At 50.5% G+C, this 21,953-nt stretch carries 20 protein-coding genes and 1 pseudogene; 5 read left to right on the forward strand and 16 right to left on the reverse strand.

Going from position 1 to position 21,953, the window contains the following annotated elements; genetic code table 11:
- Window positions 1–43: 43 nt before the first annotated feature.
- Together ACUJFL_RS15680 and ACUJFL_RS15685 are read right to left on the reverse strand one after the other, a co-directional pair.
- Window positions 44–457 (reverse strand): MerR family transcriptional regulator, encoded by a 414-nt coding sequence (locus ACUJFL_RS15680; protein ID WP_445427952.1) that lies wholly within the window; start codon window positions 455–457, stop codon window positions 44–46.
- Window positions 458–754: 297 nt separating this feature from the next.
- Window positions 755–1,177 carry a hypothetical protein gene (locus ACUJFL_RS15685; protein WP_445427953.1) on the reverse strand — a complete coding sequence of 141 codons (423 nt, stop codon included), beginning with the start codon at window positions 1,175–1,177 and terminating at the stop codon, window positions 755–757.
- A 548-nt stretch (window positions 1,178–1,725) separates the two neighbouring features.
- On the opposite strand from ACUJFL_RS15685, the gene ACUJFL_RS15690 reads away from it, so the two are divergent.
- The gene (locus ACUJFL_RS15690; protein ID WP_445427954.1) at window positions 1,726–2,850 is read left to right on the forward strand and encodes an ISAs1 family transposase; all 1,125 of its coding nucleotides are present in this window, start codon (window positions 1,726–1,728) and stop codon (window positions 2,848–2,850) included.
- Between the two features lie 107 nt (window positions 2,851–2,957).
- Here ACUJFL_RS15690 and ACUJFL_RS15695 read toward each other — a convergent pair whose 3' ends face one another.
- The 9 genes from ACUJFL_RS15695 to ACUJFL_RS15735 all read right to left on the reverse strand — a co-directional run bounded on the left by ACUJFL_RS15695 (window position 2,958) and on the right by ACUJFL_RS15735 (window position 14,624).
- Entirely contained in the window at window positions 2,958–6,080 is a 3,123-nt protein-coding gene (locus ACUJFL_RS15695; RefSeq protein WP_445427955.1) for an efflux RND transporter permease subunit, read from the reverse strand.
- Window positions 6,073–7,704, reverse strand: coding sequence for an efflux RND transporter periplasmic adaptor subunit (locus ACUJFL_RS15700; protein ID WP_445427956.1), 1,632 nt, complete (start codon window positions 7,702–7,704; stop codon window positions 6,073–6,075). Before ACUJFL_RS15700 ends, ACUJFL_RS15695 begins: the two co-directional genes overlap by 8 nt.
- Before the next feature lie 11 nt (window positions 7,705–7,715).
- Complete coding sequence (locus tag ACUJFL_RS15705; RefSeq protein ID WP_445427957.1) at window positions 7,716–9,047, reverse strand: TolC family protein; 1,332 nt, start codon at window positions 9,045–9,047, stop codon at window positions 7,716–7,718.
- A 174-nt stretch (window positions 9,048–9,221) separates the two neighbouring features.
- Window positions 9,222–9,737, reverse strand: a complete 516-nt coding sequence (locus tag ACUJFL_RS15710) for a DUF411 domain-containing protein (protein WP_445427958.1) — start codon at window positions 9,735–9,737, stop codon at window positions 9,222–9,224.
- Window positions 9,738–9,757: 20 nt separating this feature from the next.
- A complete protein-coding gene (locus ACUJFL_RS15715; RefSeq protein ID WP_126824487.1) occupies window positions 9,758–10,243 on the reverse strand; it encodes a YybH family protein in 486 nt (161 codons plus the stop codon).
- Between the two features lie 38 nt (window positions 10,244–10,281).
- Window positions 10,282–11,178: a CopD family protein gene (locus tag ACUJFL_RS15720; RefSeq protein ID WP_445427959.1), complete on the reverse strand. Its 897-nt coding sequence runs from the start codon at window positions 11,176–11,178 to the stop codon at window positions 10,282–10,284.
- Window positions 11,179–11,195: 17 nt separating this feature from the next.
- Window positions 11,196–11,591: a copper resistance CopC family protein gene (locus tag ACUJFL_RS15725; protein WP_445427960.1), complete on the reverse strand. Its 396-nt coding sequence runs from the start codon at window positions 11,589–11,591 to the stop codon at window positions 11,196–11,198.
- A gap of 49 nt (window positions 11,592–11,640) precedes the next feature.
- Window positions 11,641–12,456: a copper resistance protein B gene (locus ACUJFL_RS15730; RefSeq protein WP_420169887.1), complete on the reverse strand. Its 816-nt coding sequence runs from the start codon at window positions 12,454–12,456 to the stop codon at window positions 11,641–11,643.
- A gap of 356 nt (window positions 12,457–12,812) precedes the next feature.
- Window positions 12,813–14,624, reverse strand: coding sequence for a copper resistance system multicopper oxidase (locus tag ACUJFL_RS15735; RefSeq protein ID WP_445427961.1), 1,812 nt, complete (start codon window positions 14,622–14,624; stop codon window positions 12,813–12,815).
- Window positions 14,625–14,779: 155 nt separating this feature from the next.
- Between ACUJFL_RS15735 and ACUJFL_RS15740 the strand changes: the two genes are divergently transcribed.
- Window positions 14,780–15,466 (forward strand): heavy metal response regulator transcription factor, encoded by a 687-nt coding sequence (locus tag ACUJFL_RS15740; protein ID WP_008950841.1) that lies wholly within the window; start codon window positions 14,780–14,782, stop codon window positions 15,464–15,466.
- Window positions 15,459–16,850 (forward strand): Cu(+)/Ag(+) sensor histidine kinase, encoded by a 1,392-nt coding sequence (locus ACUJFL_RS15745; RefSeq protein ID WP_445427962.1) that lies wholly within the window; start codon window positions 15,459–15,461, stop codon window positions 16,848–16,850. The genes ACUJFL_RS15740 and ACUJFL_RS15745 overlap by 8 nt, the downstream gene beginning before the upstream one ends.
- Before the next feature lie 55 nt (window positions 16,851–16,905).
- Here ACUJFL_RS15745 and ACUJFL_RS15750 read toward each other — a convergent pair whose 3' ends face one another.
- Window positions 16,906–17,529, reverse strand: coding sequence for a LysE family translocator (locus tag ACUJFL_RS15750; RefSeq protein ID WP_445427963.1), 624 nt, complete (start codon window positions 17,527–17,529; stop codon window positions 16,906–16,908).
- A 413-nt stretch (window positions 17,530–17,942) separates the two neighbouring features.
- Window positions 17,943–18,182: pseudogene (locus ACUJFL_RS15755) on the reverse strand (glutaredoxin family protein); the annotation flags it as partial.
- Window positions 18,183–18,266: 84 nt separating this feature from the next.
- Here ACUJFL_RS15755 and ACUJFL_RS15760 point away from each other — a divergent pair.
- On the forward strand, window positions 18,267–18,779 hold the full coding sequence (locus ACUJFL_RS15760; protein WP_445429101.1) for an SOS response-associated peptidase family protein: 513 nt from the start codon (window positions 18,267–18,269) through the stop codon (window positions 18,777–18,779).
- Here the strand turns inward: ACUJFL_RS15760 and ACUJFL_RS15765 are convergent.
- Both ACUJFL_RS15765 and ACUJFL_RS15770 read right to left on the reverse strand, forming a co-directional pair.
- A complete protein-coding gene (locus ACUJFL_RS15765) occupies window positions 18,776–19,111 on the reverse strand; it encodes an ATP-binding domain-containing protein (RefSeq protein ID WP_445427964.1) in 336 nt (111 codons plus the stop codon). The two genes, ACUJFL_RS15760 and ACUJFL_RS15765, sit on opposite strands and share 4 nt — an antisense overlap.
- A 19-nt stretch (window positions 19,112–19,130) precedes the next feature.
- Window positions 19,131–19,526 (reverse strand): hypothetical protein, encoded by a 396-nt coding sequence (locus tag ACUJFL_RS15770; protein ID WP_445427965.1) that lies wholly within the window; start codon window positions 19,524–19,526, stop codon window positions 19,131–19,133.
- A gap of 82 nt (window positions 19,527–19,608) precedes the next feature.
- Between ACUJFL_RS15770 and ACUJFL_RS15775 the strand changes: the two genes are divergently transcribed.
- A protein-coding gene (locus ACUJFL_RS15775; RefSeq protein WP_445427347.1) for an IS3 family transposase occupies window positions 19,609–20,759 on the forward strand; the annotation gives its coding sequence in 2 pieces (ribosomal slippage) (window positions 19,609–19,849 and window positions 19,849–20,759; 1,152 coding nt in all).
- Between the two features lie 210 nt (window positions 20,760–20,969).
- Here ACUJFL_RS15775 and ACUJFL_RS15780 read toward each other — a convergent pair.
- A complete protein-coding gene (locus tag ACUJFL_RS15780; RefSeq protein WP_445427966.1) occupies window positions 20,970–21,341 on the reverse strand; it encodes a hypothetical protein in 372 nt (123 codons plus the stop codon).
- Between the last annotated feature and the right edge of the window lie 612 nt (window positions 21,342–21,953).

Genomic DNA, 21,953 nt, shown 5'->3' on the forward strand with positions numbered 1-21,953 from the left:
GATTCAGTTTTTATATTTGTGTTAGTAGCCACCCTTTTTCCTCCTATGCTTTTTTAATTTGCTCAAAGTTTTCGATGAGATGACAAACCATGTTTGCAGTCGGTGCTTTGTCTTCCATTTCTTCCCATCGAGAAAGCGCAGAAGACATTTTTCCTCGAAGTGCCAACATTGCTTGAAACTGCTTTTCTGTTTCTTCAAGCCGCTCTTTGATCAGGCTTCTGACTAATGGGCACGCACTTTTACCATCTTCAGATTCATTAATAATTTCCTTGATATCTGCAACGGAAAAACCAAGGTTTCTAGCACTTAAAATGAATTTAAGTCTCGATACTTCTTTATTCGAGTATGACTTGTAGCCGTTCACTGACTTAGCAGGTTTTAACAATCCTAATCTGGTGTAATAGCGCACCGTATCAGCAGTCGTTCCAAGGCTTTTTGCCAGCTCCGCAGCTTTCATATTCACTCCTCAGTTTTTTAGCTAAGTTTGTACTCTCATCTTCAGCTTAGACCTGTGTCTAAGACACAGGTCAAGTACTAATTCTAGTGAATAAGCTAAAAACTAATTTTTTGGTAAAAGAGAAATCTCGGTCAAAATCGACAGCATTAAGTACTGTAAATGGCAATAGTTTGAGAATTTTCATAGTGCCTTCAAAATATCGTACTAATCGTTCAAAACAATTGATTATTTAAATCAATGAATAAGTCATTCTATTTTTGATGGGAGTGGCGAAAAAAAGACGCACTGATCCTGTGATTAGCCAATAATTGGTGGACGATAAAGTAAGAGATGAATACCAGATTTTGGTAGAGGTGTACGCTGTAGAAATAGCTCAGAGTAAATATTGCAAATACCTTCCTCTTGCGCTTGCACAAGATAGGCATTTAAATGAAAGCTTGAACAAAATCCCCCCTCACAACAAACACAATCACTAGCTTTGCATTTTTCACAGACTTCATCACCATGACGGTGTTTAGAATCTTGCGAGTTTACAGTGTGATAGTGACTATTGTCATTCATTGATTGATGGTGAATATTTTTGCTTCGTTGCATAATATGCGTATCGGAAAATCCATTTTGATGTTCTTCACAATTCATTGGCTTAGCTGTAGCAAAACTATGCTGCGTAAGCAACACAGTTATTATTACTATTTTAAACCACCTGAAAAGTCCAAACATTATCATTCCTTCTTTAGCACCTACAATATTAGCCACTTTATAAAAATAATTTTATGATCTTGATCAACCTTTGAACTAAAACCTAAACTTTTTACTTTTTACTTTTTTAAACAGCTTAAACTTCACAAGTATAAAAGGGGTGTCTAATTTATACTCATGAGATTGAAGCCAAGCATGAGCACCATTAAAAGAAATAAAAACCCTACGCTCATAACTAGGTATTGAGTAATGGATCATTTTTCCAATTGTTCAGCTTTAAGCGCAGTACTTTGCAACAATCGGTTCTATCCCGGGCACATCCAATTCCCGTTCATCAAAAGTGATAAAATGGCCTATTGTACGTCTTTCAATGGCGATGTTTTTTGCCTTGACTCTTTAACCTTAACCATTCGCCAACTTTACTTCTTAGCTGATATTCCACCTTGATAGGTATAGACCAGACTGGCACCCAGGGCAAGATCACGAACATTTAGGACGCACTTTAGCATAACTGATTGACCCCGATCTTCAGCTGTGATCAGATACTGGCTTTTACGCGGAGCCAGTTTATGAACATCGATATTTTTGCAGAGCACTTTTCAGAATTAGAAGACCCAAGGCAAGCCGCTAAGGTCGTTTACCCCTTGTTTGACGTAGTGTTTTTAACGCTTTGCGCAGTCATTGCTGGCTGTGAGGGCTGGGAAGATATTGAAGATTTCGGTGAAAACCGCTTTGACTGGCTGCAAGAACATGGCTTTTTTAAACTGGGTTTGCCGGTACACGACGCCATCGCGCGGGTGATGTCACTGCTGGACAGCGAAGCCTTGCAGCGCTGCTTTGCCAGTTGGATGCAGGCTTGTACAGAGCTTGCTGAAGGTCAGGTGGTCGCAATCGACGGCAAAACGCTTCGCGGCTCCTACAACCGGGAAGACCGCTGCTCTTCTATTCATATGGTTAGCGCCTTTGCCAGCGCCAATGGTGTGGTAATGGGCCAGGTTAAAACGGACGAGAAGAGCAACGAAATTACGGCGATACCTCAGCTACTTAACTTGCTGGAGCTTAAAGGATGCCTGGTCAGTTTGGATGCAATGGGATGCCAGAAAGAGATAGCGCAGCAGATAGTAGATAAAGAAGCCGACTACCTGTTGACGGTTAAAGGCAACCAAGGACAGTTGCACGATGCAGTAAAACAAGCCTTTGCGGGGAAAGCGCATAAAGATAGTGCCGCGCAGTCACTGGAAAAGAACCCTGGGCGCTTGGAGTACCGAGAATTCCAGGTATGTGATGCCAGTGAATTACCGGAAAAACTCAAAGCTGCGTGGCCAGCGCTGACAACCCTTGGCATGGCAACGACTTACCGGGTGGAAAAGCACAAGCGTGCGGTGTTAGAGCAACGTTATTTTATCAGCTCAGCCGACCTTAACGCAGAAAGGCTTTCCCAGGCAGTACGCGAGCATTGGTGTATTGAAAACCAACTGCACTGGGTGCTGGATGTGAGCTTAAGTGAGGATGCGTGCCAGATATACCGTGGTAATGCAGCAGCCAATCTTGCCACGATGCGACACTTCGGCTTGAATATGTTACGCGCTGAGAAGCGGAAAATGAGTATCAGAAGAAAGCAGCGTCAGGCATTGATGAATGAGGCTTATCTTGATGCGGTGTTGGAAGCTGGCATGAGTGTGGTGATTAAATGACCACTCGTAATCTCACCCTGACCTATTTGTGCTTTTGGTGCTTTATTGGTTCATACCACAGAGCTCCGGCAGGGGCAGACAAGTCTGCCCCATTTAGTTTGGCAATATTATGCTTTCAGCGAGCGGGTGCGCCATAGGTAATACACGACGGGTAATACCAACAACGTTAAAATCACAGCACTCACCATTCCGCCCACCATAGGCGCCGCAATCCGGCTAACAACTTCCGCACCTGTTCCGGAACTGAACATAATGGGCAGCAATCCAGCGATAGTGGAGACCGTAGTCATCATTACGGGTCTTACACGAAGTCCCGCGCCCTGTGTCACGGCTTCGAGCAAATCTTCTTTTAATGGTTGCACTCCACGCTCACGACAGGTATCTATCAATTGGTGATATGCTTGGTTAAGATAAGTTAACATGATGATACCTATTTCCACCGTAACCCCCGCCAGTGCAATAAAACCAACCGCAACCGCGACAGAAAAATTATAGCCAAGCAGGTACATCAGCCAGATTGAACCAATTACCGCCAGTGGTAGTGTTCCCAGAATAATGGCTATTTCAGTGAAGTTACGAAAATTCATGTATAACAGAATGATAATGATGGCAAGCGTCAAAGGAACCACATAGGTCAGTTTCTCTTTGGCGCGCAGCATGTATTCGTACTGACCGGACCAGGCCACCGAGTAGCCGGCCGGTAAATCCAGCTGCTGCTCGACCGTTGCCATGGCCGCTTGTACATAGCTGCCCACGTCCACCCCATCGATATCTACAAAGGTCCAGCCATTCAGCCTGGCGTTCTCGCTCTTGATCGCTGGCGGGCCGTCCTCCACATAGACATTGGCCACATCGGCGAGCGCAATGCGTTGGCCGCTGGGCGTGACGATGGGCAGCAGCGCCAGCTGTTCTGGCGAGTCTCGATAGTCCTGCGGGTAGCGCAGATTGATCGGATAACGCTCCAGTCCCTCGATGGTCTGCGCCACATTCATTCCCCCAATGGCCGTGGCTATTACCTGCTGCACATCAGCAATATTGAGGCCATAGCGCGCCGCCTGTGCACGCTGAATATCCACCTTGATGTAACGCCCACCGGCCACCCTTTCGGAATACACCGAGGCCGTGCCGGGTACATCCTTGAGGATCTGCTCTAATCGCTGACCAATTTTCTGAATTTCTCGCAGATCCTCGCCCGCCACCTTGATGCCTACCGGCGTCTTGATACCGGTGGCCAGCATGTCGATGCGAGTCTTGATCGGCATCACCCAAGCGTTGGTCAGACCGGGGAATTTCACTAGCGCATCCAGCTCCTTCTTGAGCTTCTCCGTGGTCATGCCCTCGCGCCATTCCTCTTTGGGCTTGAGCTGAATAAAGGTCTCGATCATGGTTAGTGGCGCTGGATCCGTGGCTGACTCGGCACGGCCGATTTTGCCGAAAACAGTCTTCACCTCGGGGACAGTCGCAATCAGCTTGTCGGTCTGTTGAAGCAATTCCCTGGCCTTACCAATAGATAGCCCCGGATAAGTGGTGGGCATGTACATGAGATCACCTTCATCCAGATCGGGGATGAATTCACTACCAATCTTGTTAACCGGCCAGATCCCAACGAGGAAAATCACAACCGCCATGGCAAGTGTGATTTTCGGAAAACGCAATACGGTTTTCAGCAGGGGCATGTACCCGGCAATCAGTAATCGATTAACGGGATTCTTGTTTTCCGCTACCACCTTGCCTCTGATGAAATATCCCATCAAAACCGGCACCACCGTGATAGCAAGCGCCGCACTGGCTGCCATGGCATAGGTTTTGGTAAAGGCCAACGGGCTGAACATCCGGCCCTCCTGGGCTTCCAGGGTGAATACTGGTACAAAGCTCACAGTGATAATAAGCAAACTGAAAAACAGCGCCGGACCGACTTCACTGGCTGACGCCGCCACGATTTTCCAACGGTTCTCTGGCGTCAAGGGCGTACGTTCCATATGCTTATGCATGTTTTCGATCATGACAATCGCGCCATCAATCATGGCGCCTATCGCAATCGCTATACCGCCTAATGACATGATATTGGCATTGAGACCTTGCCAATACATCACGGTAAAAGCCGTGAGTATACCTAGCGGCAGACTGAAGACCGCCACCAGTGAGGACCTGACATGAAACAGGAAAATGACACAGATCAACGCCACAATAGCGAGTTCTTCGGCCAGACTTTTCCACAAACTGTCAATGGCGCGAGATATCAGCCCTGAACGATCATAAACGGTTACGATCTCCACGCCCTCGGGCAAACCCGCCTTGAGTTTTTCCAGCTTGGCCTTGACCCCATCAATGGTTTTCTGGGCGTTCTCACCGAAACGCATCACCACAATACCGCCCACCACTTCACCTTCGCCGTTCAACTCGGCGATGCCACGGCGCATTTGCGGCCCCAATTCGATATCCGCCACATCCTTGAGCAACAGCGGCGTACCGTTAACATCCAACCCTAACGGAATGTTGGCCAGATCATCGATACTCTGGATGTAACCGCTGGCGCGCACCATGTATTCGGCTTCGGCCATTTCCACCACCGAGGCGCCCACTTCCTGGTTGCCGCGCTGGATAGCCATCTGGATAAGAGACAGGGGAATACCGAAGGCGCGCAGTTTTTCCGGGTTTACCTTCACTTGATACTGCTTGACCATGCCACCGAGCGCCGAGACTTCGGAAACACCCGGCACGGTTTGCAGCTCGTATTTCAGGAACCAGTCCTGCAGGCTGCGCAGCTGACTGAGGTCATGCTTGCCGGTACGGTCCACCAGGGCGTAGAGATAGACCCAGCCAACTCCGGTAGCGTCCGGCCCCAGTTGCGGCCGGGCGCTGGGCGGTAATGTGGGCGCGACCTGAGACAGGTACTCCAGCACCCGGGAACGTGCCCAGTAGGCATCGGTATCCTCGTCGAAAATGACATACACAAAGGAATCGCCAAAAAAGGAATAACCGCGCACGGTAACCGCACCGGGTACCGACAACATGGCAGTAGTCAGTGGATACGTGACCTGGTCCTCCACCACCTGCGGTGCCTGCCCAGGAAAACTGGTCTTAATAATGACCTGTACATCGGACAGATCGGGAATGGCGTCCACCGGGGTGTTTTTCAGCGAATAGAGACCCATCCCCACCAGCATCAAAGTAGCCAGCAGCACGAAGAAACGGTTACCGATGGACCAACGGATTATCGATTCAATCATGATTGTGCTCCTTTTGATCGTGACCGCCGTGGTTCATGCCCTGGTGTTCGCTGTGCTCCGGCATCGACATATCACTGTGATCCATACCCTCGTGCTGACCGTGATCCATTCCTGCAGGCATGGCATCATTGCCTTGCTCATTGGGAATATGCACTTGGGTAATCTGGTATCCACCACTGTTGTTATTGGTGATCTGCACATGCAGGCGCATTCCCTGTTTGAGCGCATCCATGTCCACAGCCTCAGCGACGGTGAAATCCATGGTCATGGTGGGCCATTGCCAGTCCGGGATGGCCTCGTGCTCCAGGGTCACCATGCGGTGATCCGGCATCAGGCTGTCGATACGTGCGGCCACCCAGACTGAGCGAGGATCGGCGTCTGCTTCTACTTCTACATCAATTTGCTCGTCCGGCTGATCACGCTGGGCCATGCGCTTGAAGTCCGAGGTCTTGCTGGACTCCGAGTCGATCAGGAACTGCGCGGAGGTCACAATGCGTTCCCCTTCTTTGAGTCCCGACTGAATTTCCACCTGCCGTTCGCCCACACGCCCGACCTCAACGGCCACCGATTTGAATTTGCCATCACCCAGCGCCAACACCACGCGCGCCTGGCTGCCGGTACGGATCAGCGCTTCTCGCGGGATTAACAGTGCTTCAGCCCCCGCCTGGGTCTCAATGACCATCTGCGCGAACATGCCCGGCTTGAGGAAGTCGTCCGGGTTGTCGAAATGCACCCGGATTTGCGCGGTACGTGTCTTGGCATTCAAAGACGGATAGACATAGTCCACCTGGCCCAACCAATCCCGACCGGGCAGGTAATCGAGCCGCATCCGCACCTGGTCGCCGGTCTTGACCAGGCTTGCCTGTCGTTCGAACACCTCACCGATCACCCAGATATGTTCTAGCTGGCCGATACTCATCAGACTCAAGCCAGGCTTGACGAACATGCCCTCACGCACCGCGAGATTGTCCAGTACCCCGGACTGCGGCGCGGCAACGGTGATGGTCTGGCTGACCTTGCGGGTTTTACGCAGCCGGTCGATATCTGCCCGCGGCACCTGCAATGCCAATAACCGTTCCACGGCAGCGCCGATCAACACCGGATTGTCGCGTTTCAACGCCAACAACAATTCCTCCTGGGCGTTGACCAGGGTGGGTGAATAGAGGGTGTACAGGGGGTCGCCCTGTCTGACCGGATCCCCGGCGGCCTTGACATGGAGCTTCTCGATCCAGCCTTCCACGCGCGGGCTGATATGCACCAGCCGGTTCTCATCGTATTGCACGTAACCGACGGTTTTGACATCCAGATCCAGAGACCCGGACCCAACCGTGGCGGTGCGCACGCCGAGATTGTTGACGACCTCGGGCGATATCTTGACGGTGCCGGCTTCATCCTCTCCGGCGGATTTCTCGTACACAGGGATCAGATCCATGCCCATGGGCGATTTGCCAGGCTTGTCGCGCTTGTAGTTGGGATCCATGGGCGCCACCCAGTAAAGTGGCTTGCGTTCACCGCCGGTTGCTGTCATATCCCCCTCATCGGGGTTGCCGAGTAGCCAGACGCCGGATGCGCCGAGCAGCGCGCCGACGGCCGTGCCCAACAAGGTTTTGGTGAATGTATTCATGTTGAACTCCTTTAAAACGGTTTCGCCGGCCGTGCATCGTCGAACGACGCCTCGGCGAGCAGGTAATTGATTTGGGCGATGGTCTTCTGCCGATCCACGGCAATGGCGAGCGCGTCGACCTTGGCATTCAATTCGGCAATGCGAGCACGCACGGCTTCGGCGAAGTCGCCGTCGTCGTTGTTGTAGGCGGTCAGCGAAGCTTCTGCCTGCTCAGCCATTTGCGGCAGCAGCTGATCGGCGTATAACGCCTGGCGTTCATCAAGACGCGCCAGTTGCACGCTCGCGGTTTCCAGTTCCGCCATCAGCCGACGACCAAGCAAGTGCTTTTCGGTTTTGATGGCCTCGGTTCGATTTACGGCGGCGCTGACTTCCTTGTCCTGCCGGTTACCGGTGAAAAGGGGCAGATCGAAGGTGACGCCAACGGAGAACAGATCGGCCCGGTCGCGTCCCATGGGATCGTTGTCGCGATAGCCGTATTGGGCGGTCAGGCCCCATTCGGGCTTGTATTTCTGTTTTGCCAGATCCACACCGGTTTGCGTGGCGTCGATACGCTGGTCCAGCGCTCGCAACGCGGGATGATGACGGATCCATTCGTAGCGCGTATGCTCGCTGGACTGCTTAATGGTCGGTACCGACAGTGGCCTGGAAAGAGACTGTGTCGGTAGTACCGGAGCCAGAGGGACAGTGGCAGGCGCACCGATCCATTCGGTCAGACGCTTTTGTGCGGCTTGCTGTTGCTGCCTGAGCATCGTCAGTCTGTCTTCGAGACGAGTCAGCTCCAACTGCGCGCGAATTACGTCCTGCTGACGTGCCCTGCCCAGCGCCGAGGAGTAACCCGCTTTGGCGGCATCCACCAACTGCTCAAACAGTGCGCGATCCTGTTCGATCAGCCGGATACTCTCCTGAGCTTTGAAGGCCTCCAGCCACAACTGGCTGACCATAGCGCTTACCTTGGCCTTGCGATCCAACCTTAGCAGTGGATGTTGCTCGGCTAGTTGCTGCTTTTGATGCTGGGCGAGCGCAAGGCTATCGCCCCGTGGAAACATCTGGCTGACCCCTACCGACAACTGGGTCATGGCTTCCTGGTTCAAATCGAAAGTGTCCACGGGGAAATTGCCCGCCATCAAGCTCACTCGTGGGTCCGGTAAAGTCGCCGCGGCTATCGCTTCATCATTGAGAGCTTCCTGAGTGAACTGGCTTCCCGTAAGCCAGGGATCAGCATCTACGGCAAGTGCAACCGCCTGCTCCAACTTAAGTGGCTCAGGAAACGTCTGAGCATACCCAATAACATTGCTGACGCTTAGCGACAAAACGACAAAGAAAGTAACATTTGACAAGTTCATTAGTGCCTCCAAAACAATTTAACAAAAAGCAAACTAACCACTAACGAAGCGACATGCTCTCATTATTAGTGTTAGCAAAATACTTTGCAGTATGCCTTTCTCAAACGTATTAAAATCAAGTGATTTAGTTGTCATTACAGCACCGCGTAGCAGCAAGGATTGACACTATACTACTTACTGCATGGCAGCATCACTGATGTGAGCGTAAACGCTGGCGCTGCCATCTTTATGCAGCAGCAGAATGTCGTACGGCATAAAGCGGCCTTCCACTTCCATACCCGGTGATCCAAGCGGCATCGCCGGTACACTCAGGCCAATCGCATCCGGATGCGACTCTGCGAGGAATTGCCGGATGTATTTAGCAGGGATATGGCCTTCAAAGGCGTAGCCCTGCTCAGATACTGCGGTGTGACAGGAGTAATACCGTGGCGCAATGCCGTAGCGGGCTTTTATGTCGCTTAAATCATCATAGTCTCTCGTCTGTGCAACCACTCCCTGCTGCTCAAGGTGCGATACCCACTTTTTACAGCAACCGCAGCTTGGTGTTTTGTATACCGTGAGGGTTAGTGCTGCCGCATTGCCAGCACTGTCGGACACAGCTGTAGTTTCCGGTTTAGCCGGGCCGGCGTCTTTACAGCCGGCCAGCAGCGCGACGGCTGCCAGCACGACCGCTGTCAGAGTTAACTTCATAGTGCTCTCCCGCTGTTGCCTTAGTGCGACCAGTGCACATGCACGATCTTCCAACCGTCGCCGTTATCTACCAGCACCAGCGTTTCTTTACTGACAACGTCAACCGGCTTGCCTTTATATTCACCCGTCAGTTGGCTACGGCTAACCGAATAGGCCACCTTGCCCAGCACCTTGGTCTGATGCTCCAGCGCTTCTACCTGTACCGCCGCCATAAATTTCATATCAGCCAGCATATGGTGGCTGGCATACTCATCTGCCGAGCGCTCTACGCCATTACCTTCGACAATCAGCACGTCATCTGCCAGCATGGCGCGCACCGCTTTGGCATCACCAGCGCGTAACGCCTGATGAAACGCTGTTACCGTCTGCGCCGCGGCGGTGCTTTCGCCAACAAACAAGGCCGGGGTGGCAGGTTTTTCATTGCCGTGCGCCAGCGCGCTAACGGGAGAGAACAACGCCAGGCTCAGGCTGATGGCAGATAAGGTTTGAACTTTATTGCGAAACATATTAGGTATCCTGTTGTAATTATTAGAATAAAGTGGGCTTAATGGGCTAAACCCACCACAGTGGTAAAACTGCTGCTGGTTGCCAGTACCAATAGCGCCAACAGCATTTCGATAAAAATAGACCGTGCCAGCAAGCGGCTGTTCTGATGCTTCGCCAACGCTTTGACCAGATTAAATTTATGCCAGGCGGCCAGCAGTAACATGGCCGCGACCAACATCAGCTTAAACAACATTAAACGGCCATAGTCGCTGACAAACAACGCACTGGGCGAGTCGAGCAGTTGCAGTAAAATCAGCACGCCACAGCTGATCAGCAATACCAGCAGATAGAGCGCAACCTGGCCAAACTGCTGCATCAGCGCCTGCAGCCTGTCTGGTGCTAAGCGGTAACAGCTTTGCCACAGCGGCAGCAAGGAGCCTACCCAGGCCGAAATTGCCAGTACATGCAGCGTCAGTAACAGCGGCCACAGTCCTGCCAAACTGGCCACATGGCCGGTTTGGCTGAAACTGGCGGCAAGCAATAACGCAGCCAGGCTAACAAGCGCAATGTTAACCGCTACCGCGTTGCCGCTGTGTTCAGCGCGCCAGGCCCAAAGCCACAGCGCTGCATAACCGCATAACCATAAAAGCAGCTGGGTGCGCATTGCCGATTGCCAAACCATCTGTAGCATCAGCCTGTCGGCCATGCCAGCTACGCCTGTTTCGGCCAGCGCACCAGCCTGCAGCGGCAGATACAGTAACGCCAGCACCATACCTGCGGCCGACCACCCCAGTACAAGGCGTTTTAACCACAGCCGAAAGGCAAGGCTATCAGACTGTGGCTGAGCCAGCGCCGGCAACTGCAGCAAAAACGCCGCACCAATACTGCCGCTAACCGCTAAATAACTCAGCAGCTTGTGGGCGAATAAGGCTAATACCCAGGTATCGCTAAACATCGCCAATCTCCAGCCATCTAGTGCTGATGCGCGTGCGCGCTATCAGCTTTCCCCCCGGCGTCAGCGCTGGCGTGGAGCATAAAACTGAAATCACCTTTCATTTTATGACCGTCTTCGCCCAAACCTACCCAGTTAACCTGATAACTACCGATCTCCAGCACTGGCAACGGCCAGCTAAACTGCGTGGCGACAGCGGTGGGCGTAAAGCCAAAATCGACAGTGTTACCGTTATCGTGCAACAGCGTGACTTTCGTCAGCCGGATCGGGCCACTAAAGCTGATACTGAGTACATCCGGCGCCTGCATGAGCATGGCGTTATCCGCCGGTACCGAGCCGCTTTGTTTAACATGCGCCAGTACGGGTCCGGCAAACGCCAAACAGAGCAGGGTAAGCAGCGAGATTAATTTTTTCATGTTGACCACCTTATTTATTAACATCCAAATTGATTAAAACCCTGATCTATTAAAACCAGAACCGCACACCGGCAACCCAGGATGTTTCTGCTGTCGATGCATCCTGCAGGCGGGCAAAATCTGCCGTGTTACCATATTTGTTCTGCCACTCGACCCCGACATAGGGCGCAAACTGGCGGCTAAATTCATAGCGTAGCCGAAGCCCGGCGCCCAGTGAAGACAGGCCTTTACCCAGCTGATTGACTGCATCGTCTTTGCCATAGGCGGTTAGCTCCGCCCGGGCTTGCAGGATCAGACGCTGCGTTAACAGCAGCTCGTATTCTGCCTCGGCACTTAACGCGGTGCGACCACCACTGCCCAGATAAGCCGTGACATCAACTTCAAACCAGTACGGCGCTAGGCCCTGCACACCCAATGCTAACCACTGCCGGTTGGTGCCATCGGCAACCTGATCCAGGCGCAGCCCAAGCTGACCATCCCAATAGGCTGCTATCGCGTGGCTCCATAACAGCTCGGTGCTGCTCTCTTCCAGCTTGCCGTCACTGACTTCAGCTTCGGTTTTCAGCACCAACCGATCATAGGTCGTACCATACCAGGCTTGCAGCTCCAGTTCGCCAGCTTCACTGTCGGCATTGTATTCCAGCCGATCGCCCAGCACGGACCACTGTGGATGTTCAACGCCGTGCTTTAAATGGCGTGAATCGGCCATGCCATAGGGCCCGTCAGTCAGGGTGTAGCCGTTGGAGTAGGCATGTGGATCGCGGGCATTAGCCGGCGCCTTACCGCCTTGCATCTGCATATCGGCATGGTTCATCGTGCTGTGATCCATACTGCTGTGATCCACGGCCTGCTCAGCATGGGTCATTTCACTATGGTTCATCTCGGTATGATCCATTTTGCTATGGTCCACTTCGCTGTGGTCCATCTGGCTATGGTCTACGGCCTGCTCAGCGTGGCCCATTTTATTGTGGTCCATGCCGCTATGATCCATCTGACTGTGATCCATGTCACTAGGGTTCGTCTGGCTATGGTCAACCGCCTGCTCAGCGTGGTTCATCTTGCTATGATCCATTTTGCCGTGGTCCATTTTGCTGTGGTCCATGCCACTGTGCGTTGGTACCGGCGGTTTCTCAGTGGCGTTCTGCGCTGCCACGCCAGGGCTGAGCGCCACAGTACAGGCCAGCGCCAGCAGCGACAAGGTTAGCGTTACGTTGGCTGTTTTCATGACACCACCACTTCTCTGAACATACCCGCATCCATATGGAACAATAAATGACAATGCCAGGCCCAGCGCCCGACATCATGCGGTGTGGTTAAAAAGCTGATGCGCTGCGCCGGTTGCACCGGAATGGTATGGCGGCGTACCTGTACGGCACCGTTGTCACTTTCCAGATCACTCCACATACCGTGCAAATGCATCGGGTGGGTCATCATGGTGTCGTTTTGCAAGATCACCCGGATACGCTGATTGTGCTTCATATGCACCGGTGTGCTTTTACTGAACTCTAAGCCATCGAATGACCAGGTGTAGCGCTCCATATTGCCGGTCAGATGCAGCTCAATTTCCGCCTCCGGGCCGCCCGGCTCAATAATACCGTCCAGCGAATGTAAATCGGCCAGGGTCAGCGCGCGCCGCCCGGTATTGCGCAAACCAATGCCCGGATCGTCCAGGTTGGTTCTTGGCATATCCACCCGCATATCCACCGACGGGCCATACTCGGTGCTGGCATGACGCACAGTTGAATTGGCTTTGGCATAAGGCACCGCCGGGCCATGCTGACTGTGATCGATAGCCATAGCACCATGCTGGCTATGATCTTCCGCGCCATTGCCGTGCGCCATCGCGCTGTGGCCGTGGCTGTGGCTGTCGCTTGCGCCATGGTTCATATTACCCATCATGTCAGCCATCGTCAGCCACTCCACCGGATCCAGTGCCGGCACCGGGGCGTGCAAGCCCTCGGCTATGGCCAGGGTTCCGCGGGCATAACCACTGCGGTCCATACTCTGGGCAAAAATGGTGTAAGCATCCTCTTGTGGCGACACGATAACATCATAGGTTTCGCCCGGGCCAAAGCGGAATTCGTCCACCGTCACCGGGTGCACATTCTGGCCGTCAGCCTGCACCACGGTCATTTTCAGCTCGGGAATACGCACATCAAAGAAACTGTTGCTGGAGCCATTGATAAAACGCAGCCGCACGCGCTCACCGCGCTTAAATAAACCGCGCCAGTTGGCCAGCGGTGTGCTGCCATTCATTAAGAAGGTTAAGACAGCGGCTGACAAATCCGCTAAATCGGTTGGATTCATGCGCATTTGCTGCCACATCTGCCGTTTTGCCAGCGCCGCGTCCAGCCCTCTGTCAGTGATATCGCGCAGCATGTCCTGCACTGTTGGCTGATTAAAATTGTACAAATCACTTTGCACTTTTAATTTGCGAAACACCGTATGTGGATCTTCATCGGTCCAGTCTGACAGCTGCACCACATATTCGCGGTCGGCAGCTATCACGTCCTGCGCTTTGGGCTCAATGATCAGCGCGCCATACATGCCGGTCATTTCCTGAAAGCCACTGTGCGAGTGATACCAGTAAGTACCGCTTTGCTTAAGCGTAAAGCGATACACAAAGGTTTCGCCGGGCATAATGCCTCTGAAGCTCATGCCGGGTACGCCGTCCATCTGGTAGGGTAAAATAATGCCGTGCCAGTGAATTGAGCTCGGCACCGACAAGGTATTGGTTACCCGTATGGTTACCTCATCGCCTTCGCGCAAGCGTAAGGTCGGTGCCGGTATCGAACCATTGATGGTGGTGGCTTTACGGACCACGCCGGTAAAATTTACCAGCGCTTCGCCGATGGTTAAATCAATCACGTTACCGCTGAGCTCAGTGGCATAGCCGGTAAAGGCATTATCTTTAAAGGCGCTACCCGCCCTGACGATATGCGGAAAAGTGGCCAGCACGCCGCCCACCGCCAGCCCCTGCACAAACCGGCGCCGTGAAACCGATACCGGCATCATGGTGTTAGCCTTTATCATCTGCAACCTCCAATACTCTCTATATGCGTAGCAGTGTAGAGGACGAAACTGTCAGCAGCATGACATGAACATGACAAAGTTGTAATCTTGCTGTCATGTTGCTGTTTGGCGGTTTATGGCCTAATACTGCCAAAGCTATGTTTGGAGATGACAAGATGCGTTTGCTGATTGTGGAAGATGAACAAAAAACCGGCGACTATCTGAAGCAAGGCCTGAGCGAAGCCGGTTTTCAGGTGTCACTGGTCAGAAATGGCCTGGATGGCCATCATCTGGCGATGACAGAAGATTTCGATTTAATCATGCTGGATGTGATGCTGCCGGACGTCAGCGGCTTACGCATTGTGCAGGCGCTAAGAGAAAACCATAACCACACGCCGGTACTGTTTCTGTCGGCCCGCGACAGTGTCGACGACCGGGTAAAAGGCCTGGAGCTTGGCGCCGACGACTACCTGATCAAACCCTTTGCTTTCTCTGAAGTGCTGGCCCGGGTCAGAACCCTGCTACGGCGTGGTCAGGCCGTACCGCAGTCAGAATTATTGCAGGTCGCCGATTTACAACTGGATATCGCCAAGCGTAAAGCCAGCCGCAGCGGCGCCAAAATAACATTGAGTAATCAGGAATTTAGCTTGCTTGAGCTGCTGATGCGCCGCCGCGGCGAAGTACTGCCACGCTCGCTTATCGCCTCGCAGGTGTGGGATATGAATTTTGACAGCGACACCAATGTTATCGATGTAGCTATCCGCCGCTTGCGCGCCAAAATTGATGATGGCTTTGCGGCAAAACTGATCCACACCGTGCGCGGTATGGGCTATAAACTGGACGATGAGCAAACTGATGCATAACGCTGGCAAACGCCCTCTCTCGATCACCGTTCGCGTGGTACTTTTTGTCGCGCTAACCATTTCGATTTGCCTGTTCTTCGTGCAGCAATTACTGCTCAGCTCAGTCGAACATCACTTTATCGAGCAGGACGCCGACGAATTAGCCGTGATCCTGCACGCGGTTGAGCACACGCTGACTACCGCTCAGGACGGCCAGCAACAGCCGGCACAGACGCTGGCCAAAGCGGTATCGGGCCATCACGGTGTTTACTATCAGGTGATGGATAGCCAAAACCGCTTACTGTACCGCAATGCCGACGTTGACTTAAGCCTGCTGGCTGCCAACACCCCGGCCAGCGCCGACTACAATGCCAAAACCATCCACCACTGGCAGTTGGACGGCAAAGCCTATCGCGGCGTGTTCAGCCGCCTGACCACGGCAGATCAGCACTATAAGGTCATTGCTGCTATTGATATCAGTTTTCATACCCATTTCTTAGCGCAGTTACAGCGCAGCCTGGGGCTGATTTTACTCGGCTCTGCGCTGCTCACCTTGCTGGCGGCCTGGCTGGCGGTGCATCAGGGGTTGAATCCACTCAGAGGCCTTAGCGAGCAAATGCGTGATATTCAAACCAGTAAACTGGATATTCGTTTGTCACCAGGCGAGGTCCCGACCGAACTGCGCCACATGGTGCAGTCTTTTAATCTGATGTTAGATCGGCTGGAGCAGGGATTTACCAAGCTGTCGCACTTTAGTGCCGACATCGCCCACGAACTGCGCACGCCGCTGACCAATATGATCACGCAAACGCAGGTCAGCTTATCACGCGCGCGCAGCGCAGACGAGTACCAGAATCTGCTGTTCTCCAATCTGGAAGAGCTGGAGCGGCTGAATAAAATGATCAGCGATATGCTGTGGCTGGCCAAAAGTGACAATGGCCTGTTAACACTGCAAAAGCAGCCGCTGGAGCTAAAGCAGGAAGTGGCCGCAATTTTCAACTTTTTCGAAGCCTGGGCGGCAGAAAGTCAGGTTGGCCTTAGCTATCACGGTGCCAATATTATTGTGCAGGCCGATCGCACCTTACTGCGCCACGCCCTGACCAATTTATTATCTAATGCGCTTAGGTATACCCCACCCGGCGAAACCATTACTGTCAGCACCACCGCAGCAGCCGACAGCAGCACCATCACGGTAGAAAACCCCGGCTTACCTATACCGCCACAGCATTTGCCGTTTTTATTCGATCGCTTCTATCGTGCTGACGCCTCGCGCCAACGCCAGATAGAAGGCTCGGGTTTGGGCCTAGCCATTACCAAAGCCATAGTCGATGCTCATCAGGGCCAGTTAAGCGTCGAATCAGATGGGCGCTCTACCCGCTTTAGCATCAGGCTTAAACTGAAATAACGCCGGTTTCTGCTAACTATGTCGGCGATTAAACTCTCTGCGTTGCTATGCGGTATTAGCCCAGTAACATCCACAGCGCCACGCCAAACATCAGGCTGGCGCCGATGCGGTTTAAATACTGCACGCGATTAGTTTTGCTAAAAAACAGCGCTAAAGCTTTACCGCCACTGGCGTACAGCAGCATAGAGCCAAATTCCAGCAGCAGAATAATCGCCACTAACACCAATAACTGCGGCCAGAATGCCAGTTGGCTGTCGATAAACGGCGGCAACAGCGCCATATGAAAAGCCCAGCCTTTGGGGTTAGACACTGCCGTAATAAAACCCTGGCTAAATAAAGTACGCCGCGCCAGCCTGGCAGGCAGCTCGCCTGGTTGCGGCAACGCCAGTTTGCCTTTAGCACGCCACATTTGCAGGCCTATGTAAGTGAGATATGCCGCACCCACCAACTTAAACCACTGAAACAGCGTTGGAAACTGCAGCATTATCGCTGCCACACCGCATACCGCCAGTATCGCCACCAGCGCCACGCCGAGCATTTCGCCCCACATCATCCACAGCGTACGGCGCACGCCCTGGCTCATGCCCAACGTCATCGCCAGTGTCATGCACATGCTCGGGGTAACCGAAACAAACAAAAACGTCGGAATAAACGCGCCCAGCAACGCCAGATTAACCATAACCACCTCAACTGCAAGATGGCGCTATTCTGGCCGGTTGCAGCAGCGCCAGCAAGGGCGTAAAGTAGGAACGCTATTTAAAGGATTTAGCCCAAAAATCAAAGCGACTCTCGCGGTATATCTTTGCCTTGCCCTGCACGCAGTTCTTCCTGCTGCGGTAACTCCTGCCAGCATCCTGCCAACTCACGTACGGTTTGCGGCCAGTCGGCGTGATAGCCTTTGTAGTCTCAACAATAAAACTTAATGAAAAAACTTTAGTGTTATTTTGTACAACCTTTGAGATTGTTTGCTCAGTTCTGGTTATCTTGATGCCAGTACGACAGAAAAAATGTTACATATGAATTAGAAAGGTATGGGCTGGCATCCTAGGTCTAATCTTAACAGTTAAGGGGCCGCCGAATAGAGCTATACCTTTACATCAGCAGCATAATCAATGCTCCCGCGATCATAAATAAGTTTTCTGATAGCGATACAAATCCAAGTGGCACACTGCTATCGCCGCCTACACAGGCACACTTTAACTGGCGTTTGTCGATGTAAACGGCTTTGAAAACTGAAATTGCTCCAACTGTGCCGATAAACAATGAAAATGGTGCCACTGCGAGAGGCTGTAGTTGGGCAACCATACCAATACCTGCATATGCTTCAATGAAGGTAAGCGTCCGGCCAACCACACCTAGCAACACCATTTTTTGTATTTGAAAATACCTTCAACTTTTTATTGGAGGTCATTATGAATTCACCCATCCCTAAACGTTGGCTTTAAACCTTCCAAGTACACCTCATTTAACACTCGCTATGACAAACTAAATGTTAAGGGCTCTGCTGGCTACCAGGCATACCGCCAAAGCCGTTGTGTTATTCCAGCTAAAGGCTTTGGCGAAACGGAATATTTGAACTACAAGCCTCTGCATTACCACGATATGGTTGCCAAAGATGGCGCTATTTTACTTGGTGGCCTTTGTAGGGAATGGATTAACAAAGATACCGGCGAAACTGCACAATCATGCTCAGTAATTACCTTACCGCCCCACCCTAAGTTGATGCATATTCATAGCAAGGCATCACCACTCTTAATGCCTCTAAATACTGAGTTGGTGGACCGCTGGCTGGATGAAAGTATTACTGACCCGATAGAGTTCGAGCCACTGCTGCAGCCGCATATACCTTATGACCTCATGGCTACGCAGATAGACAAACCAAGTACTTACAATTATCTTGATATGCCATCATCCATCGCAAAAGATTAAGCAGTCAGACAACCATTAAATTGAATTAGCTCGTCCGGCAATTTTGCAAAAATACTTTTACTAACCTCTTTCTTGTCCGTCGTGCCATACATTGCGTGACCCGCTTTAGATGCGATTATCGTCAAGTGGGTCTTAGCTCTGGTAAACGCGACATAGGTGTTACAAAGCTCTTCCTTTACCGTTCCAAGTGAGTAATTCGAGAAAGTAGGATCAAACACATAACAATGCTCAGCCTGTTTGCCCTTCGACTTGCGGTATGTCATACACACAAATTTGGTTAGGCTTGTATCTAAAAATCGCTTTTTAAACTTCACCAGTGCCACTACATCCATTCGGATACCTCGAGTATAACTACAATGAAACTCCGAATTCATCAAAGCTGATATTAAAGAAAGGCTTCAGAATAAAAGCTTCGAAATCAGCTAGCTCATGCTCCGGTACTGCTGTAAAAGTAGAGCGATCATTGGGCGCCCACCACTTTTGAAGTCCCTCATATCCAGTATTCGGTTCTGCAAAACGAATTAGTCGAAATGGCCTGTCTACCCAGCCATTACCTTTCAAAGAAAAAATATTAGCTGGTCCCGAAAACTGGCCCAGTAAGTACACTCCCCGATTTCCATGAGTGAGATAAAAATAATCCCCTACCTCTGCTGCAATAAACTGGACGCCTTGCGCTTCAAGTGATTTACCTTTTGCAGCTGTGTTGGCATGAACATATACCAATTTACTTTCAACGGACGCAGCCATTTCCTGATAATCGAAGAATGGACTTCCCAGACTTTGCTAGACACATTTAACAGTTACAATGTAACTTAAATTAGAGGTGTTTATGAGCAAAGGTAAACGTTATACCGAAGAGTTTAAAATTGAAGCAGTAAAGCAAATCACTGATCGTGGTTATTCTGTTCAGGAAGTGGCTGAACGTTTGGGTATTTCAACTAAATCGTTATACCACTGGCGAGACCAGCTTAGTGGCAACAAGGTTGTTGCGCGCCCCAAGTCAAATGACTCTGTTCGCATTGCTAAGCTAGAAGCAGAGCTTAAAAGAGTGACGGAGGAGCGGGACATATTAAAAAAGGCCGCAAGGTACTTTGCAAGTCAGCCAGAGTGAAGTACGCCTTTATCCGTGACCATCTGCGATTATTTTCCGTTTTAGCCATGTGTCGTGTTCTGAAGCTCAATCGCAGTGGTTTTTATGCTTGGCTAAAAGCGCCGTTGAGTCAGCGAACTATTGAAGATCAGCGTTTACTCACGCGGATTAACGCGTTTTATATTGCCAGTGGCGGCACTTATGGCAGCCCCTGGATACATCGTGATCTGCGAGAAGCCGGTGAAACCTGTAGTGTTCATCGTGTGGCTAAAATTATGCGATTGAATCGATTAAAAGCCCAAATAGGCTACAAGCGACGGTATATCAAAGGTGGCAAGCCATCACGGATAGCGGATAACGTGTTAGAGCGCGATTTTAAACCCGTTGCACCTAACACCGCTTGGGTAAGTGACATCACGTATATTCGTACTTATGAGGGCTTTTTATACCTAGCAACGGTCATCGATTTGTTTTCACGTCGCGTTGTGGGTTGGTCTATGGATAAAAACATGGATAAACATTTAGTCATTCAAGCTTTACTGATGGCAGTTTATCAACGACGGCCTAAACACTCAGTTTTAGTGCATAGCGATCAAGGCAGCCAATATGGCAGTGCTGATTATTTATCGTTTATGAAAGAGCATAACTTGAAACCGTCGATGAGCCGCAGAGGCAATTGTCATGATAACGCCGTAGCAGAAAGTTTTTTTGCGACTTTAAAAAAGCGTGTGACGCGTAAAAAGATATATTCGACAAGAGACGAAGCGAAAACCGAGATATTTAACTTTATAGAAATGTTTTACAATCCTAAAAAGCGCCATTCACACACAGGCGGCGTTTCTCCTGCTAAATTTGAAGAAACGTATTTTTTGGAACAACAGACTGTCTAGTAAAAGCTGGGAAGTCCAGAAATCAGTCCCTTGCGAAAGCTTCCAGAATTTTGGGATCATTAGTACTAAACCCTTAAAGGAGTCAATATTTTAGTAAGTTAGCATCAGTCTCTGGCCTACGCAATGGTATAGAGTTCCATTTTCGAGACACGCGACATAGCTAATTTTATAGCGTCGTGTTGCAGAAGGTTCACAAGATACTTGAGCCGTTCATCCGCCATTAGCGCTAAAAAAGTTAATAAGTTCACTCACTGCCTCATCAAAAGTCCCCCAGTCGTGTTTTTGCATAAGTGACTTGAGCTGCTCCCTTGTGCCGATATCTATTCTGATCTGAGTCTTGCCTTCCATATACTTTTTATTTCGGCATAACGCATTAAATTTGTCCCGATCTTCCTTTCGCATTTTTCTAAGAAAAGATTGAAGCTTTAGTGTCAGATGTTCATTTTTCACTTTATTATTTTCTAAAAATTTAAAATAGTCGTTCACCTGCGACTTAAGTTTCTTGTCATTAGATTTGCCGATCACGCTTTTAAAATGATCCAGATTGCTAATCCATTCGCAGTAAGAAAGTTGCTTACCCATGCCAATACTCCAGTAGAGAGCTCTCAATAAAAAATATTTCGTAGCAGGTTATGTGTTAGTAAAAAACTGTCGTTACGACGAATAAAACATTTACCTACCACGTTAATTTACTGCGTCGTAACGACGAAATAAAATTTGGTAGATCAGTGAATTAGTATCGTCGTAACGACGCTATATAAATCGATTTATCACAATAACAGCATGCGTCGTAACGACGATATATATCTACATTACCAATACATAGTATAGCTTCATATAATGTTTTATTTCAGAATCTTATGCGCACTAATTAGTACATTCTAGTGTATGTATGTTGTTCCAATACAGTTAAGTATGATCCACTAGTAAGCTATTAGTAACATGGGTAGGTATATGTCTGTAGTACACAGCTACAGATCTAACTAGAAGAGATCAGTAGAGAGCTCTAGATAGGATCTAGGTAGACATATTCAGTGGGTAAACATCTCATAGTTTTTTGATCACCGTTCTTACTTTTTTAAATCTGTAAATCAGTAATCGATCTGCAGTGAAGCATTATTTTGCGTCACCGCATTTCGGGCTGAACTCGCAGAACTTTTACTCACTTCTCTGTGAATTCAAAACTGTAAATCA

This window comes from Alishewanella sp. HL-SH05, from assembly GCF_052655985.1.

Coding starts and splice junctions, on each gene's coding strand:
- ACUJFL_RS15680 (WP_445427952.1), bottom strand. CDS start 457: ATGAAAGCTGCGGAGCTGGCAAAAAGCCTTGGAACGACTGCTGATACG.
- ACUJFL_RS15685 (WP_445427953.1), bottom strand. CDS start 1,177: ATGTTTGGACTTTTCAGGTGGTTTAAAATAGTAATAATAACTGTGTTG.
- ACUJFL_RS15690 (WP_445427954.1), top strand. CDS start 1,726: ATGAACATCGATATTTTTGCAGAGCACTTTTCAGAATTAGAAGACCCA.
- ACUJFL_RS15695 (WP_445427955.1), bottom strand. CDS start 6,080: ATGATTGAATCGATAATCCGTTGGTCCATCGGTAACCGTTTCTTCGTG.
- ACUJFL_RS15700 (WP_445427956.1), bottom strand. CDS start 7,704: ATGAATACATTCACCAAAACCTTGTTGGGCACGGCCGTCGGCGCGCTG.
- ACUJFL_RS15705 (WP_445427957.1), bottom strand. CDS start 9,047: ATGAACTTGTCAAATGTTACTTTCTTTGTCGTTTTGTCGCTAAGCGTC.
- ACUJFL_RS15710 (WP_445427958.1), bottom strand. CDS start 9,737: ATGAAGTTAACTCTGACAGCGGTCGTGCTGGCAGCCGTCGCGCTGCTG.
- ACUJFL_RS15715 (WP_126824487.1), bottom strand. CDS start 10,243: ATGTTTCGCAATAAAGTTCAAACCTTATCTGCCATCAGCCTGAGCCTG.
- ACUJFL_RS15720 (WP_445427959.1), bottom strand. CDS start 11,178: ATGTTTAGCGATACCTGGGTATTAGCCTTATTCGCCCACAAGCTGCTG.
- ACUJFL_RS15725 (WP_445427960.1), bottom strand. CDS start 11,591: ATGAAAAAATTAATCTCGCTGCTTACCCTGCTCTGTTTGGCGTTTGCC.
- ACUJFL_RS15730 (WP_420169887.1), bottom strand. CDS start 12,456: ATGACCCATGCTGAGCAGGCCGTGGATCACAGCAGTATGGATCACAGC.
- ACUJFL_RS15735 (WP_445427961.1), bottom strand. CDS start 14,624: ATGATAAAGGCTAACACCATGATGCCGGTATCGGTTTCACGGCGCCGG.
- ACUJFL_RS15740 (WP_008950841.1), top strand. CDS start 14,780: ATGCGTTTGCTGATTGTGGAAGATGAACAAAAAACCGGCGACTATCTG.
- ACUJFL_RS15745 (WP_445427962.1), top strand. CDS start 15,459: ATGCATAACGCTGGCAAACGCCCTCTCTCGATCACCGTTCGCGTGGTA.
- ACUJFL_RS15750 (WP_445427963.1), bottom strand. CDS start 17,529: ATGGTTAATCTGGCGTTGCTGGGCGCGTTTATTCCGACGTTTTTGTTT.
- ACUJFL_RS15765 (WP_445427964.1), bottom strand. CDS start 19,111: ATGGATGTAGTGGCACTGGTGAAGTTTAAAAAGCGATTTTTAGATACA.
- ACUJFL_RS15770 (WP_445427965.1), bottom strand. CDS start 19,526: ATGGCTGCGTCCGTTGAAAGTAAATTGGTATATGTTCATGCCAACACA.
- ACUJFL_RS15780 (WP_445427966.1), bottom strand. CDS start 21,341: ATGGGTAAGCAACTTTCTTACTGCGAATGGATTAGCAATCTGGATCAT.